This window comes from Ruegeria sp. L12, assembly GCF_056531745.1.
The window spans coordinates 134,867-149,433 of the sequence record NZ_JBQFMH010000006.1 but is presented as its reverse complement, the minus strand read 5'-3'; the positions used below and the strand labels follow the sequence as shown (position 1 = coordinate 149,433).

Below are 14,567 nucleotides of genomic sequence, written 5' to 3'. Positions count from 1 at the left end.
TCACAACAGGTCGAACAGCCGCCCCGGGACATTTCCCTGACGCGGCAGGCCCAGTGCCCGCATCACCGCAAACATCATGGCCTGGTTTGAAGTCACAACCGGTTTTCCGAGTGCGGCTTCGATGCGGTCGACAGCCTCGACCGCGCGCATATCGGTACAGCTGAGCACGATGGCTTCAGCCTCGGGGTGGTCGGCCTGACAGGCCAGATCAAACACCTCGTCCGGTGTCAGCTCTCCCTGACCGTAATTGCCCAACTCACGACCGACATCGGCGCATTTGACCGTGGTGATCTGGTTCTGTGCCAGAAACTCCATCGCCTGTCTGTTGATTTCACCAAGGTAGGGTGACGAGAACCCCACCCTGGTCACGCCCAGCGTTTTGATCGCGTCGACCAGTGCACCGGCGGCCGTAAACGACAGCGCACCGGACCCGGCCTTGATGTCCTTCGCCAGTTGTTCGTCAAAGGACGGCCCATGGGTCAGGGTGGCCGATGTGCAGCCATAAAGCACCACATTGGGCCGCACGCCCGAGATCATCTTCAGGTCATGGCTGATATCCGAGGCGCCAAGACCGGCCATCTGATCCGATCCCGGGATCTCATCCACGTCGTAACCACCCATACGCTGGAAATGTACGGTCGTATCTGGGCAGCGCATCAACATCATGTCTGCTTCGAGATTGGTGTTGGTGAAGGGGACCAAGACGCCGATCTTGGCCCGTGTCCGGGTCTCATGGGTCATGACGTCACCTCTTTCAATATGGCCAGACAGCGGTCCATTATGTCCTGATCACAGATCGTGGCGCGCAGGCAATCGCCCAGACCATAGCCACCCATTCCGCGCATCAAAAACCCTTGAGCGCGCAAGGCGGCATTCGCGTTCCGCGCCGTTTCAGCATCGGCAAAACGGATCAGGACGAAATTGGTATGGCTTTGGGGCACAGTCAGCCCAAGATCGAGGCAGCCTTGCGCGAATTTGTCCCGAATGGCCGACGTGCGTGCGACCACATCACGCATATGCGCCTGATCGCGCATCGCCGCTGCTGCAGCCGCCTGCGAGGCGATCGAGATGTTGTTCGGGTTCAGCAGCTTGCGCAGTTCCGCCGCGATATCGGTGGGGAAATAACCCCAACCGGCGCGTGCTCCGGCCAAGCCGTAAGCTTTCGAGAAGGTCCGCGTGATCACAGTATCCCCCCGATCCGCGAGCGCAAAAATCTCGGCCGGATCATTGGCGGGGTCGGCAAACTCGGCATAGGCCTGATCCACCACCAGCAACACATCGGCAGGCAGGGCGCCCCGCAAACGCAGAATGTCGGCGTTCGGGATCAGCGTGCCGGTGGGGTTGCCCGGGTTACAGACGAACACGATACGGGTTGCCGGGGTGATGGCGGCCAGAACCGCATCCACCGAGACGGTCAGATTGACCTCGGGCGCAGCGATGTATTCGGCCTGCGCTTGGGCAGTGGCCGAAGCAACGAAAGCATAGCCATATTGCGTGCCCAGCACCTGATCGCCCGGCCCGGCGAAGGCTCGGATCAGGCTGCCGATCAGTTCCATCGACCCGGCCCCACACAACACCCGCGCCGGGTCCAGCCCGTGCACATCGGCAATCGCCGCGCGCATCTCGGGCCATTCGGGATCGGGGTACAGTGTCAGATCAGCCAGCGCCGCTTGCCCCGCGGCCACGGCGGCGGGGCTTGCCGGAAACGCGCTTTCATTCTGGGCCAGCGAAACGGTGTCTCCGCCACCCAGATCGGCCAACGCATAGGCGCCCATGGCACCGACATGAGAAACCGGACGGATCATGCGTCACCTCCATAGGCTTTCACGCCTTCTTCCGTAACCAACCCGCGTCTGAGGTCCAGCGCCACAGCGTCCGGGTCCCGTTTGGCCGGGTCACCAAAGCCTCCACCGCCGGGTGTGTCGAAGATCAAGTAGTCATCGCCTTCCACCCGCAGCTCACCCTTGCCCGGGATATCGCCGCCGCGATTCCGGAACCGGATACGGCCCGGGGCACCGGGCTGACCGCCCATACGACCAAGCGCCGGGAACTTCAGCCGCTCCACCGACAGGAACACGATGAACGGCGCATCATTAGACGAGGTCATCTCGATCCGCTGTCCCAGCCCGCCACGATATTGACCAGCGCCGCCCGAATCCGGCAGAAGCTCACGCCGCCACATGATAACGGGTGCTACGCTTTCGGTGATTTCCACCTGAGAGCCAAACACACCGGACGGATATGCCGTAGCCGAGAGCCCATCCGCATGGGGCCGCGCACCGGTGCCGCCATTATGCACGGGTTCAATGGCAAACTCGCGTCCGCCGTTTGCAGCGACTTCGGGCGCGTGGCGCATGGGCAGGTCGAACATGCACGAAGCACCTTCGGCGGGGACCTGATCCGGCAGTGCCAGATGCAGACAACCCAACACCAGATCCGGGGTCACCTGCCCCAGCGTATGGCGCATCGCCACCGGCACCGGGCGCTGAGCGTTCAGAATGCAGCCTTTGGGGCCGTCGACCGTGAAGGGCTCCAGCGAGCCTGCGTTGTTGGGAATGTCCGGCCCGACGATGCAGCGCAGGGCAAAGACCGTATAAGCGGTGGCATAGTTCAGCGGCACGTTGATGCCCTTTTTCGAACAGCCCGATGTGCCGGCGAAATCCACATGCATCCCGTCCTTGGTGACGGTCAGTGTGGCGTGCAGTTCCAGCTCGTTTTCGTAGCCATCCATGCGAAGGACGTTCTTGTAAACGCCTTCAGGCACCTCGGAGATAGCCTCGAGCGCACCCTTGCGGGACGTGTCGATGATGTAGCTGCCCAACGTGTCCAGATCGTCGATCCCGAACTCGTCCATCATCGCCACCAATCGGGTCACCCCGGCCTCGCAACAGGCGATCAGGGCGTAAATGTCACCCTCATTGGCGATCGGCTCGCGAGAGTTGGCGCGGATGATGTCCATCAGCAGCGCGTTGGGCGTGCCCGCCTCGACCAGTTTACAGGGTGGGATCAACAGCCCTTCGTCATAGATATCCGAGCCCTCGGGGCCCATGCCCAGACCGCCCAGATCGACCAGATGCGAAGTGCAAGAGGTGAAGCCCACCACCTTGCCGTCCTTGAAGGCAGGCATCATCAGCAGGAAATCATTCAGATGCCCCGAGGCAAGCCACGGATCATTGGTCATATAGATGTCGCCGGGTTTCATGTCCTGCAGCGAGAATCGACCGCGCAGATGCAACACGGCCTCGGCCATGGTGTTGATATGCCCCGGAGTACCGGTCACGGCCTGCGCCAGCATCCGGCCGTTGACGTCAAAGATACCGGCGGAAATGTCACCGCATTCGCGCACAATGGGCGAGAACGCAGCGCGGATCAGGGTCTGACCCTGTTCCTCGACCACCGCAAGCAGGCGGTTCCACATCACTTGCAGGCGGGCGGTGGAAAGCTCAGCGTTCATCATGCGCCTCCTTTCTGGTCTTGAACGAGGACAAGGTTGCCGATGGCATCCATATGAGCCGAGAAATCGGCGGATACGAGCGTTGTGGTTTGAGGTTCATGGATCAAAGCCGGGCCCGAGACGTGGTCGCCAGGCTTCAGGTCGGCACGGGCCACAAAAGCCGCATCTTTTGCCTTGCCATCGACGTCACACGTGATCGGGCGCGTTTCGGTCACGTTGAACATTGACCTGTCAGGCGTTTCCGGCACTGGCGGCACTGCGCTGTCCGGGGTCGCTACGCGCACGGCCCAGTTCAGAATCTCGATCTCCATTCCCGGCACCGGGCGCGAGAACTGTTTGCGATATTCCGTCTCGAATGCGGCGGTCAGCGGGGCAATGTCCCCGGTCGTCAGGGCGCGATCCGGCAGGGTGATCTCGATCTCATGCCCCTGCCCGTTATAGCGCATGAAGGCGGTGCGCTGGGTCTCGGTCGGCGCATCGCCTGCGCCTTGGGCCACGACCTCCTTTGCCTCGGCGATCATGGCGTCAAACAGGCCGTTCACCCCATCCATATCCATGCTGTCCAGCAGTGAATAGCGCGAGCGGACAATCTCGAACGAGACCGGCGCGAACAGGAAACCCACCGCAGACCCGACGCCCGGATTGGGCGGGATCACGATGCGCGACACCCCGGCAGAGCGTGCCACCCGGCTGGCATGCAAGGGACCGTTGCCGCCAAAGGCGATCATCGTGCGCGGACCAAGGTCCTTGCCGCTTTCCACCGCGTGCATTCGTCCGGCGCTGGCCATGCTTTCATCCACGATGCGGCTTACCCCGTCAGCCGACCCGACTGCATCAAGATCCAGCCTTTCGCCGATCACGCGGGTCAGAGCTGCCCTGGAGCCATCGGGATCAAGCTTGATATGCCCTTCGGCAAAGGTATCGGGCACGATGTAACCAAGGGTGATATCGCTGTCTGTCACCGTGGGATCTGTGCCTCCGCGCATGAACGCCACCGGCCCAGGCTCGGACCCGGCAGATTTCGGTCCGACTGTCAGGCGGCCCAAACGATCCACCCCCGCGATCGAGCCTCCGCCCGCGCCGATCTCAATCATCTCGATCACCGGAATGCGCACAGGCATGCCCGACCCTTTGATAAATCGTGCAGCACGTGCGATTTCGAATGACCGCGACGTTTGAGGGCGCGCCTTGTCGATCAGGCACAACTTGGCGGTGGTGCCACCCACATCGAAAGACAAGACCTCATCCAAACCGGCACGTGCAGCGATGCGCGCGGCCAGAATGGCCCCGCCCGCCGGGCCGGATTCGACCAGTCGGATCGGAAACCGGGCCGCCGTCTCGATGGTGCACATGCCGCCACCCGCGGTCATCATCAGGATCGGACACCTGATGCCTTCAGCTGCGAACTGATCGGCGAACCGGGCCAGATAACTCTCCATCAACGGCTGAATATAGGCGTTGGCCACGGTGGTGCAGAGCCTGTCAAACTCACGCGCTTCGGGACTGACCTCGGACGAAATCGAAATCGTCAGATCAGGGCGGTGCGTGCTTAGGAGGTCGCGCAGCCGCCGCTCGTGGGCCGGGTTGGCATAAGCGTGCATCAGACAGATGGCGACGGCCTCGGCCCCGCTTGCATCAATCTCAGCCAGCAAGACCTCAACCTGCGCCTCATCCAGTGGAATCAGCACGTCGCCTTCAGCCGACATTCGTTCGCGAATGGTCAGGGACCGTTCGCGCGGCACCAGCAGGTCCGGCTTTTCCAGGTTGATGTCATATTGGGAATACCGACGCTCGTACCCGATATCGAGGATGTCGCGGAATCCTTCGGTACAAATGGTCGCCACGACCGCTCCGCGCCGCTCGATCAGGGCATTGGTGGCCAGCGTAGTTCCATGAATAAAGCCGGTAACCTCAGCCAAAGATCGGCCGGATTGCGCCATGACACGAACGGCACCTTCCATGGCACCTTCGGCAGGGTTTTGATGAGTCGTCAGTGTTTTGGTCGAGGCCAATATGGTCTCGGTCCCGGAAACCAGAACTGTGTCGGTGAAAGTGCCGCCAATATCAATGGCCAGGCGCAGCGCGGTCTTCATGTATCATCCCGTATTCTTCTGAATGTGAGTAGCTTGGACACCCTTACGGGTGGTTACCGGCACATCGGTACAAGGTCGCAACCGGTCGCACGGCGACCCAAAGAACTGGGAGTGATCAGACACGTCATGCACATTTGTTGCCCGCACGCGGGAAAGGCACTAGCAATTTTGCGACAAAGCAGCCTGCCAGCGACAACTTTTTTGGTTCCTGTGCAAATGCCGCCGGATCAGCGTGACCGCGCAATGGCGCGGCCACGAATGTCGAAATTGTCAGGTTGCGAACAGGTTCTGTTTCAGATCCTGATCCAGTTGCGTGTCGCTTTCGATCAGCGCCTTGATCGCCGGACGGGACAGGACACGCTGACGATAGGCTTCGATATTAGGATAGGTGGCGTGATCCACCTGCGCATAACCTGACAGAACGAAGAACCATGTCAGATAGGCATCCGCTGCCGAGAACCTGTCACCCAGCAGATAATCCCGCCCGTTCAGGTGGTTCTCCAGCACCTCAAACCGCAGCGGCGCAAGGGCGCGCACACGGTCTTTCACTTCGTCGGTGGCTTCTTGATAGAACACGACGCGGAACAGGCCCTTGTGCAGTTCGGTGGCGCAGAAGGCCAGCCAGCGCAGCATCTGGAAATAGTCCGGGCTGGTAGGATCAATCCGGAAATCCGCGTTCTTCGATTGCGCCTGTATCCAGGCAATCACCGTCGAGGTTTCGGTCAGCTTTGTGCCGTCTTCAAGCTCCAGAACCGAGACCTGACCCAGCGGGTTAATGTCATAGAGCGATCCGCCAGCCGCCAGTTCCTTGGTGGCCAGATTGAGGGGGGCAATATCCAGATCAACTCCACCCTCGGCCGCGGCAAAACGCGCAGCCAGAGAGCAAGTGAGGGGGGCGTGGTAGAGGGTAGTCATCTGTATCTCCGTCTTACGAGATGCTTATGCCGCAGTCAGATAATCAGAGGTGGTCACAACTTTGGCATAGGCAAAAGACAGCGCCGACATATAGGCCTTATGCACCTGCTCAGCCGCGATCACCTCACCGTTGAACTCCAGATCGCGCGAAGAACAAGCATCTTCAACCACGGTGACGCTCAGGCCGATATCGGCGGCATTGCGGGCGGCGGCGTCGATGCACATGTGGCTCATATCGCCTGCGATGGTGACGTCGGTCACGCCGTTTTCTTCCAGCTGCGCCTGCAGGTTGGTATCGCGGAAAGCGTTGACGTAGTGCTTCAGCACCTTGTGCTCTCCCTCTTGCGGGGTGACCGAGCTGTGGATATCAGCGCCCGGCGTGTTCGGGGCGAAAAAGGGCGGGTTGTCGATCTGAAATTCGTGATGCACATGCACAATCATCTGCCCTGCATCGCGAGCTTGTTGCAGCAGACGGGCAGCGTTTGCGGCGCTGTCTTCGATCTTGTGCAGCTCCCATTTGCCGCCGGGGAAGTAATCGTTCTGGATGTCGATCAGGATCAATGCGGATTTGGTCATCTTGGTTTCCGTTGTTCGGTCTGTATGCGGCATTGATTTAAGGCACGGATCGCCGGAACTTGATTGGCGCATCGGACATAAAGCGCGTTAAATCGGACAAATGACACAACACCCCCTGACCATCGGCATAGCCGCTTACCCCGAATCCCAAAGCGCCGCGATCCAAGGGTTACAGGACCTGTTTGCCGTGGCCAGCCGGTTTCAGCAGGATCAGTCCGAACAGGCGCGCCCGGTTGAAACACAAGTCATTCGGAACTTCGCCAAGGATGACAGCCGGTTAGAGGCGCTGATCCTGCCTCCGGCCCTGGGACCAAGGATCAGCGGTGCGAAAGAGCAGGCCCTGGTCAACTGGGTGCAGGATCACCATCGCCGGGGCGCGCTGATCTGTTCGATCTGTGCCGGTGCCTTCCCGTTGGCCGCCTCCGGTCTGCTGGACGGGCGGCAGGCGACCACCCATTGGGCGCTGGCCCCGGATTTCTCCGCCCGCTTTCCGCAGGTACAACTGCAGGCCGAACGGCTGTTGATCGACGATGGCGATATCATCACTGCTGGCGGGTTGATGGCCTGGACCGATCTGGGCCTGCGCCTGATTGCCCGCTTCATGGGACCCGGGCTGATGCTGCAGGTTGCCCGGTATTTTCTGATCGACACCGGCGAACGGGCGCAGAGCTTCTACAGCTCGTTCTCGCCCAATCTGACACATGGCGACGATGCCATCCTGCGGGCGCAACATTGGGTGCAGAAGGGATTTGCGGATCAGGTCTCGGTCGCAGACATGGCCCGCAACGCGCGCCTTGAGCCGCGCACCTTCGGGCGTCGGTTTCTTGCCGCCACCAACCTCAGCCCGTCAGAGTATCTGCAACAGCTACGTATCACCAAGGCCCGTGAACGGCTGGAACTGTCTCAAGCCAGCATCGAAACCATCGCCCGGGATGTGGGGTATATGGATATCTCGGCGTTCCGGCGCATGTTCCACAAGGTGGTGGGCCTGTCGCCGGGAGAATACCGCAAGCGGTTCTCTCCGGCGAAAGCCTGACCTCTACGGAAGTTGCATGGCGTAAGCGCCCGGAAAAGCTGTGCAATATCCGAAACGCTGACGCTTATTCACTTGCGGCAAAGTCGATATGTATGTGGTTACCGTCGGGGTCCCAGACATTCAGCTGTATGATGCCCGCAGCAACCAGATCCGTGCGCCGATAGGCGACGTCAAGTTGTCTGAACCTTTCCTCGAACGCCGTGCGCCCGGTTGCAGAGAACGCGAAATGTTCGAGCTTCAGGTTTGTTTCCGAGCCCACGGCCTCGGCCTCGACCCCCACAAGATGCACGTAGGCGGTATCGCCCGCATAAAGCCATGCGCCCGGAAACGGAAAGTCCGGGCGGGCACCAACCGTCAACCCCAATATCCGTTGGTACCAATCGATCATCTCGTCCAGACGCGTCGTCCTGAGGTTCACATGATTTAGTGCCCCGATGCCCATGACTTACCCACGCGTCCATTTGATCGAACACCCCATCGAGGCGACCTGATCGCGAGGCCCTTGACCGGTTTCCGAGATCTGAAGCATCGCGTTGACCAGTTCCGGGTTGCGATCATCGCTGCCGCCCATATGGGCGTCATCAAGGCGGCCGCGATATTGCAACTCGCCCCTGGAATTCAGCCCGAAAAAGTCTGGCGTGCAAACGGCATTATAGGCCTTGCCCACCACCTGATCCTCGTCAACGAGGTAAGGAAATGCGAACCCGTTGCGCCGCGCGAACTCCTGCATCCGGGGCGGCGCATCCGCAGGATAGTCCTGATAGTTGTTGGACATCACCGCCAATACGCCAATGCCTCTGGACATCAACAGGTCAGCATCGCTTGCCAGTCGGGTCGCAATGGCTTTGACGTAGGGGCAGTGATTGCAAATGAACGCGATCAGCAGGCCGTTTTCCAGATGATCGGACATGGTGATCGATTGGCCGTCCGGAGTTTTCAGAGTGAAATCCGGCGCTTTCCAGCCAAAGTCACAGATCGGAGTGTCCAGCAGCATGATCTCTTTCCTTTGCAGTAATCCCTGACGGCGCTCAGCCGATGAGGGTCATTTCGTTCAGTGTGAACTCAGCAACCGCGCCTTCGGTAGCGGCCATATAATCCTTCAGGTGCTGATTGTTCATATGGGTCTGCCACAAATCGCGCGATTCCCAGTTTTCATAGAACATGAAATGGGCGGGGTTGTCGTTATCCTGATGCAGATCGTAATTGATGCACCCTTCTTCGGCGCGGGTGATGTCGATCAGTTTGATCAACTCGGCCTTCACCAGTTCGATCTGATCCGGGTTGGCTTTGATGTTGGCCACGATGGTCAGTTTTGCCATGTCATTTATCCTTAGTTTATGCTGGTGAAACACTTAGTTTGTTGCATTTGCCGGATAAACAGGCAATGAACGGATATATAATCCGGATAATCCGCACAATGCTGTTCAAGAACATCGCCTTGTTCCTGCAAATCGTCGAAAAAGGCTCGCTTACCGCCGCCGCGCGCGAGGCGGGATTGTCTGCGACCACTGTTTCAGAACGTCTGGCGGCGCTCGAAGCGCATTACGGCGTTGTGCTGCTGAACCGGACAACCCGATCCGTTCGCCTGACGGAAGAAGGCCGCACTCTGGTCGATGGCGCGCGCGCCGTATTGGAATCCGTTGATGAACTGGACGCCCGTATCCGCATGGGCGCGCAAACGCTAAGCGGATCCATCCGCGTATCTGCGCCCAACGATCTGGGGCGATCGATTGTGTCCGCGGCGATCGGGGGCTTTCTGAAAGAGCATCCGGACATCTCAATCGAACTGTTGCTGTCGGACGGTTATGTCGACGTCGTGGGTGAGGGGATCGACATAGCTCTGCGCTTTGGCCAGATCGGTGACAGCACGTTGCGCAGACGCAGCCTGGGCCAGTTCCGGCGGTTGATCTGTGCCGCGCCGGGCTATCTCGCGCGGCTGGGAACACCCGGCACTCCAGCAGATTTATGCACTCATAATTGTCTTGTGATGCGATTTGGCGCGCATCTCGACAATCAATGGCGTTTCGGGCAGGGCCCCGCACAACAGGTCGTCACCGTCAGAGGTGATCGCGTCGCCAATGATGGCGCGCTGGTCCGGCAGTGGGGGTTGGAGGGGCACGGGATTATCCTCAAGTCCGAACTGGATGTCAGCGCAGATATCGGCAACGGGCATCTCGTCGAAATCCTGGCATCCCATGCGCCGCCACCGACGCCATTGCAGTTGCTGTTCCCACCCGGCCGCACCCAACCAAGGCGGGTGCAGGCTTTTGCCAATCATCTTGAGAACGCTGTGCGTCAGACCATCGTGCAAGAGCCGGAGTGAGGCTGGAATACGCCCGCTCCCCGGCTCCGCCATCTGAATATCTTTGTCGGCAGAGGCCGATACCCGGCTCAGCTTGCCCCCAACATGCGTCGCAAGGTGCCGTCTTTGTTGATGATGTGATGCTTAAACGCACCGGCAACGTGCAGTACGATGGCTGCGATCACGATTTTGGCGGCCAGAATGTGGATGATTTCACCAATTTCAGCCAAGTCTTTGTTGATGGCAATCGCCCGCCCGGTATCACCAAGGTTGGCCGCCACAAGGTCCAGCCCAAAAACTGTCAGACCACGACCGGACATATAGGCGTCAAGCATGCCCGACAACGGCATGGCGATTGTGCCCAATATCAGCACCCAATGGATCACCCGCGCCACACCGTGTTCCATACGCGTGCCCGCGCTTGCTTCATCCGGCCAACCTTTGCGCAGACGCAAAACCGCGCGCCACAGGATGAACCCAAACAGGATGATCCCGAGGGATTTGTGAACTCCATACAAGGCGAAGTTTTCGGCGCGGGTCATATACAGACCCATTGCGATGACCGCGATCATACCCAGCCCGACGATCCAGTGAAGGGAGATTTCTGTACGGCTCAAAGGTATGGTGGACATGGCGTGATCCTTTGCTGCTGTGTAATATGATGAGGATTTAACGGCCCGGCAGAACGGTTCCGGCGAAAATACTTTTTGATCAGGAACGCACTGCGCGGCGACAGGCGGCATACCGGTACACAAAACGCCCAATCTAATATCGGCGGGCCCGAAAAGACCCGCCGAGCATTGGTTTACTGTCCGTACTCTTTGGTCGGATTGCGATAGATTGTGTGATAATGTCCCGCGCCCTCGGCGCTTTTACCCACGTTTCCACCGGTCGAGAGCATCTCGATTATCAGCGTCGGGCCTTGGATACGCATGTAGGTGGGGGTGTTGACCTCATCCGTGCCCGTCCAGGCAAACGTAATCCCATCCAGCCCTTCGGACAATTCGGCCATACGCGGGGCGGCGTTTTCATCGGGTTGGATCGAAACCCATTCCTTGATCGCGCTCAGCAACAGGGCCCGCTGATTGGCATCCATCTCTGCAGCACGCAGCCCGATCACGGGCGGAATGGTGCCATCCTGCCCCGGACCCGTAAGCACGTCCTCAGGAATCTCGCCTGCATCTGCTGCGGCCTGCTGTTCGGTGTTCAACGCGGCAAACACCGCGTATCCCGACAAGTGCATGTCTCGCACCGCCTCATAATCCACACCATTGATGGTGAAGATCGCAGGTTCGGTTCCGACAAAGGTGGGCGACATGGACTCGACCCAGTTGCCCTCGATCGCAATATTCAGGCCAAGATGGTGCCCGCCGAACTGCCACCCCCAGGGGGCATCTGCCGAGGGTGTACCAAAGAAGGACAGCCAGTAATTCTCGGGCGCCCATTTCAGTCGCTTGGCATTCTTGTCTGTGCTCAGGAACGTCTCGGCTGCCATGACTTCCGCCACGCTTTGATAGCCTTCCTCGCCTAATGACGAGGCCAGAAACTCGAACAGCAATCCGCGCTGTTCGTCGGAAAGTTCACCCACCGAGATACCGGTGCGGTCGACAATCCCGGCAGGCAGGTTGGACCATTTCGCCCGGTTGGGATCGTTCAGGTCAAACATGAACTGCGCTTTTGTGGTGTCGTCGACGCTGGCCAAAAACGCCTCTGCCGCTTCAAGGGCCGCGGCACCAGAGGCCGGACCATAGGGCTGTGCGTAGTCTGGGATCGGTACGATCTGAGTATGTTCATCGACCGGGGCGTCATGCGCGAATACGGCGGTGGCCAGAAACAGTGCGGCGGTTGTGGTCAAAGCTTTCATCTTCGGTATCCTTTTATTCGTCGCCCGTGGCTTCGGGCCAAATCACACGCAGATCCTCGCGAAACGCAAACCGTTCCAGATGAGAGCCAAGTATTTGCTCGACCTCATGCAATTGTTCGAAAGTCTCGGCTATTGCGCTCAACTGCAGCGTTTCGGCTTCTGCCCAAGCCTGCGCCGTGCCCGCCGAAAAGTGGAACACGACCGCGTCCGGTTTTTGCTCGACATCGATCTTGTGACCAAAATGCCTGGCAAGCTGCGCGACGTATCCGTCGGCCTTCGGGGTTGAAACTGTGGCTTTCGATGACAGGGGCATCCGGTATCTCCATTCAGCGCTGAGATGGACATAGCGGCGGCCCGTTTGTCGGATAATCCCATTTTATCCGATTTCTTTCTTCGATATTATGAATGAATGTATCGCTATGCTCAAAGCCTCGTTGCCTTTGTCGCCGTAGGTCAAACCGGCGCTTTCGTCAAAGCTGCCCGACAGTTGGGCGTCACGCCGTCGGTCATCAGCCACCATATCTCGCGGCTTGAGGATGAGCTGGGCGAGACACTGGTCCACAGAACCACGCGAAAACTGACATTGTCGGAAAATGGACGGCAATTGTTCGAGATCGCACAGCGCGGGATGGAGGGCATCGAACGGGTCATCGACCGGATTGAGGCCGGGTCGGATCACATCGCAGGGGCCTTACGGATCGCCCTGCCCGCCTTTGTGCCCGATCCCAGGCTTGAGACACGCGTGATGGAGTTTGTTCTGCGCTATCCGAATGTTGCGCTGACATTGGAATATACCGACCACATCAAAGACATTGTCGAAGAAGCGTATGATCTGGCCATTCGCATCGGCGACCTGCCCGCCTCAACCCTGACCCGAAAGCGGATTGGATCAGTTCAACATGTTCTGGTCGCAACGCCCGATTTCCTGCTTCGCCACGGCTCGGTTGCGACTCCAAAAGACCTTGAACGACTGCCCTTCGTGTCCATGGGCCGCGCAGGCGACATGTTCTCGCTGACCAACGGGCGGGAGCTGCAGACTGTCACATTGGAGATCAGCCAACTCAGCGTTCAAAGCATCCTTGCGGCCAAGGCCGGAACATTGGCGGGGGTCGGGTTCGGCAACCTGCCCATCAGCCTTGTCTCGGACGAACTCAAATCCGGGCGAATGCAACACCTGCTGCCGGATTGGTCCCTGCCGGAATTGGCAATTCAGGCCGTGTGGTCCGGTACCTCCCGCCGTCAAAGCCTTGCAAGAAGGTTTGTCGAGTTTCTGACTGGCTGACGCCTGCTCAAACCGCCCGCCTCAGGGCAGAATCAACAATCTTGATCACCTTCTTCTTCGCTGATCATTTTGATGCTGGGATTGGCCCCCACATCTTTCAACATCTTGAGGACCTCGGATTTCCAGCCCGCTTTGATCTTCAAAGCCAGCTGAGACGGCGGGCGGTGCTCGGGTTCAAGTATCGCGTATTCATACCTGAGTGGGTCCAGAAGAGGCAGGAACACGACCTTACCGCCTGAGGACTTCAGTTCGCGCTCGGTCGCAACCGTCAATGGGTCTACAATTGTGCAGCATTGCCCCGAGCTAACAAATGGGATGAGCGGTAAAAAATACTGACAGGTTACTGCTGGGTTATAACCGGCAGCTACCTCTTCAAACCGGCTCCGGATTTTGTGCTGGAACGGGTGTGTGGCGTGAAGCCCACCCATCGGGACCCCATCGAGTTCGGAAATCGTGATGCTGCCACGCGCGGCAAGCGGGTTCTCCCTGTCAACGGCGCAGAAACAGTCGGCCCGGATCAATTCGACGGAATATGAAGGTTGCTTCCCGACCGAATGTTCAAAATCCGCAAATCCGAAGTCGATGTTCTGAGTCCCGGCAAGCTCCTTGATCTGGGGCGAACTGCGCGTGGACAGCGTGATACGGATATCCGGATTCTCTCCGACAGACTGGCTGATGAAACGCGGAAACAGAAAAGCCGACGGACCCGGCATCGTGGCTATGTTCAGGCTGCCGGAATGTCCCTTAATCAACCCTTCCATCGTACTGGATATCGCCGCAAGCCGATCCAGAATGCCCGTCGTCTCGGCCAGAAGGTAATGCGCCTCGGGCACCGGAACCAGACGCCTGCCCTTGCGCTCGAACAAGGTAAGGCCAAGAGTTCTTTCAAGGTTCTTCAACGCCAGACTGATCGCTGGCTGTGTGCGGTTCAGTTTCCTGGCCGTCTGAGAGATGGAGCCGGTTTCCATCACTTCGCGAAATACGGTGAGCTGCGTGAGGTTCATGAGCAATCTATAAGTCAGACTTTAGTTTTGTGAAATATAAC

The 14,567-nt window shown here is 59.0% G+C and carries 16 protein-coding genes; 3 read left to right on the top strand and 13 right to left on the bottom strand.

What is annotated here, in order from left to right:
• The 6 genes from ACR0K9_RS11720 to ACR0K9_RS11695 all read right to left on the bottom strand — a co-directional run bounded on the left by ACR0K9_RS11720 (position 1) and on the right by ACR0K9_RS11695 (position 7,038).
• Positions 1-741 (bottom strand): maleate cis-trans isomerase family protein, encoded by a 741-nt coding sequence (locus ACR0K9_RS11720; protein WP_480823378.1) that lies wholly within the window; start codon positions 739-741, stop codon positions 1-3.
• A complete protein-coding gene (locus tag ACR0K9_RS11715; RefSeq protein ID WP_480823376.1) occupies positions 738-1,805 on the bottom strand; it encodes a pyridoxal phosphate-dependent aminotransferase in 1,068 nt (355 codons plus the stop codon). Before ACR0K9_RS11715 ends, ACR0K9_RS11720 begins: the two co-directional genes overlap by 4 nt.
• Positions 1,802-3,454, bottom strand: a complete 1,653-nt coding sequence (locus tag ACR0K9_RS11710) for a hydantoinase B/oxoprolinase family protein (RefSeq protein WP_480823374.1) — start codon at positions 3,452-3,454, stop codon at positions 1,802-1,804. Before ACR0K9_RS11710 ends, ACR0K9_RS11715 begins: the two co-directional genes overlap by 4 nt.
• Positions 3,454-5,547 (bottom strand): hydantoinase/oxoprolinase family protein, encoded by a 2,094-nt coding sequence (locus ACR0K9_RS11705; RefSeq protein WP_480823372.1) that lies wholly within the window; start codon positions 5,545-5,547, stop codon positions 3,454-3,456. Before ACR0K9_RS11705 ends, ACR0K9_RS11710 begins: the two co-directional genes overlap by 1 nt.
• 270 nt (positions 5,548-5,817) lie before the next feature.
• Positions 5,818-6,462 carry a glutathione S-transferase family protein gene (locus ACR0K9_RS11700; RefSeq protein WP_480823370.1) on the bottom strand — a complete coding sequence of 215 codons (645 nt, stop codon included), beginning with the start codon at positions 6,460-6,462 and terminating at the stop codon, positions 5,818-5,820.
• A 24-nt stretch (positions 6,463-6,486) separates the two neighbouring features.
• On the bottom strand, positions 6,487-7,038 hold the full coding sequence (locus tag ACR0K9_RS11695; protein WP_480823368.1) for a cysteine hydrolase family protein: 552 nt from the start codon (positions 7,036-7,038) through the stop codon (positions 6,487-6,489).
• A gap of 100 nt (positions 7,039-7,138) precedes the next feature.
• On the opposite strand from ACR0K9_RS11695, the gene ACR0K9_RS11690 reads away from it, so the two are divergent.
• Positions 7,139-8,074 (top strand): GlxA family transcriptional regulator, encoded by a 936-nt coding sequence (locus ACR0K9_RS11690; protein ID WP_480823366.1) that lies wholly within the window; start codon positions 7,139-7,141, stop codon positions 8,072-8,074.
• Positions 8,075-8,138: 64 nt separating this feature from the next.
• Here ACR0K9_RS11690 and ACR0K9_RS11685 read toward each other — a convergent pair whose 3' ends face one another.
• From ACR0K9_RS11685 to ACR0K9_RS11675, 3 genes are read right to left on the bottom strand one after another with little or no spacing between them, the layout of a single operon-like run.
• On the bottom strand, positions 8,139-8,516 hold the full coding sequence (locus ACR0K9_RS11685; RefSeq protein ID WP_480823364.1) for a VOC family protein: 378 nt from the start codon (positions 8,514-8,516) through the stop codon (positions 8,139-8,141).
• A gap of 3 nt (positions 8,517-8,519) precedes the next feature.
• On the bottom strand, positions 8,520-9,068 hold the full coding sequence (locus ACR0K9_RS11680; protein ID WP_480823362.1) for a thioredoxin family protein: 549 nt from the start codon (positions 9,066-9,068) through the stop codon (positions 8,520-8,522).
• A 34-nt stretch (positions 9,069-9,102) separates the two neighbouring features.
• On the bottom strand, positions 9,103-9,393 hold the full coding sequence (locus tag ACR0K9_RS11675; RefSeq protein WP_480823360.1) for a putative quinol monooxygenase: 291 nt from the start codon (positions 9,391-9,393) through the stop codon (positions 9,103-9,105).
• Between the two features lie 98 nt (positions 9,394-9,491).
• On the opposite strand from ACR0K9_RS11675, the gene ACR0K9_RS11670 reads away from it, so the two are divergent.
• Entirely contained in the window at positions 9,492-10,397 is a 906-nt protein-coding gene (locus ACR0K9_RS11670) for a LysR family transcriptional regulator (RefSeq protein ID WP_480823358.1), read from the top strand.
• A 68-nt stretch (positions 10,398-10,465) separates the two neighbouring features.
• On the opposite strand, the gene ACR0K9_RS11665 is transcribed toward ACR0K9_RS11670, so the two are convergent.
• The 3 genes from ACR0K9_RS11665 to ACR0K9_RS11655 all read right to left on the bottom strand — a co-directional run bounded on the left by ACR0K9_RS11665 (position 10,466) and on the right by ACR0K9_RS11655 (position 12,553).
• On the bottom strand, positions 10,466-11,008 hold the full coding sequence (locus tag ACR0K9_RS11665; protein WP_480530866.1) for a cytochrome b: 543 nt from the start codon (positions 11,006-11,008) through the stop codon (positions 10,466-10,468).
• Positions 11,009-11,181: 173 nt separating this feature from the next.
• The gene (locus ACR0K9_RS11660) at positions 11,182-12,240 is read right to left on the bottom strand and encodes a DUF3500 domain-containing protein (RefSeq protein WP_480823356.1); all 1,059 of its coding nucleotides are present in this window, start codon (positions 12,238-12,240) and stop codon (positions 11,182-11,184) included.
• A 13-nt stretch (positions 12,241-12,253) separates the two neighbouring features.
• Positions 12,254-12,553: a DUF2218 domain-containing protein gene (locus ACR0K9_RS11655; RefSeq protein ID WP_480823354.1), complete on the bottom strand. Its 300-nt coding sequence runs from the start codon at positions 12,551-12,553 to the stop codon at positions 12,254-12,256.
• Positions 12,554-12,649: 96 nt separating this feature from the next.
• On the opposite strand from ACR0K9_RS11655, the gene ACR0K9_RS11650 reads away from it, so the two are divergent.
• Positions 12,650-13,522 carry a LysR family transcriptional regulator gene (locus tag ACR0K9_RS11650; protein ID WP_480823352.1) on the top strand — a complete coding sequence of 291 codons (873 nt, stop codon included), beginning with the start codon at positions 12,650-12,652 and terminating at the stop codon, positions 13,520-13,522.
• A gap of 32 nt (positions 13,523-13,554) precedes the next feature.
• On the opposite strand, the gene ACR0K9_RS11645 is transcribed toward ACR0K9_RS11650, so the two are convergent.
• On the bottom strand, positions 13,555-14,526 hold the full coding sequence (locus tag ACR0K9_RS11645; RefSeq protein WP_480823350.1) for a LysR family transcriptional regulator: 972 nt from the start codon (positions 14,524-14,526) through the stop codon (positions 13,555-13,557).
• Between the last annotated feature and the right edge of the window lie 41 nt (positions 14,527-14,567).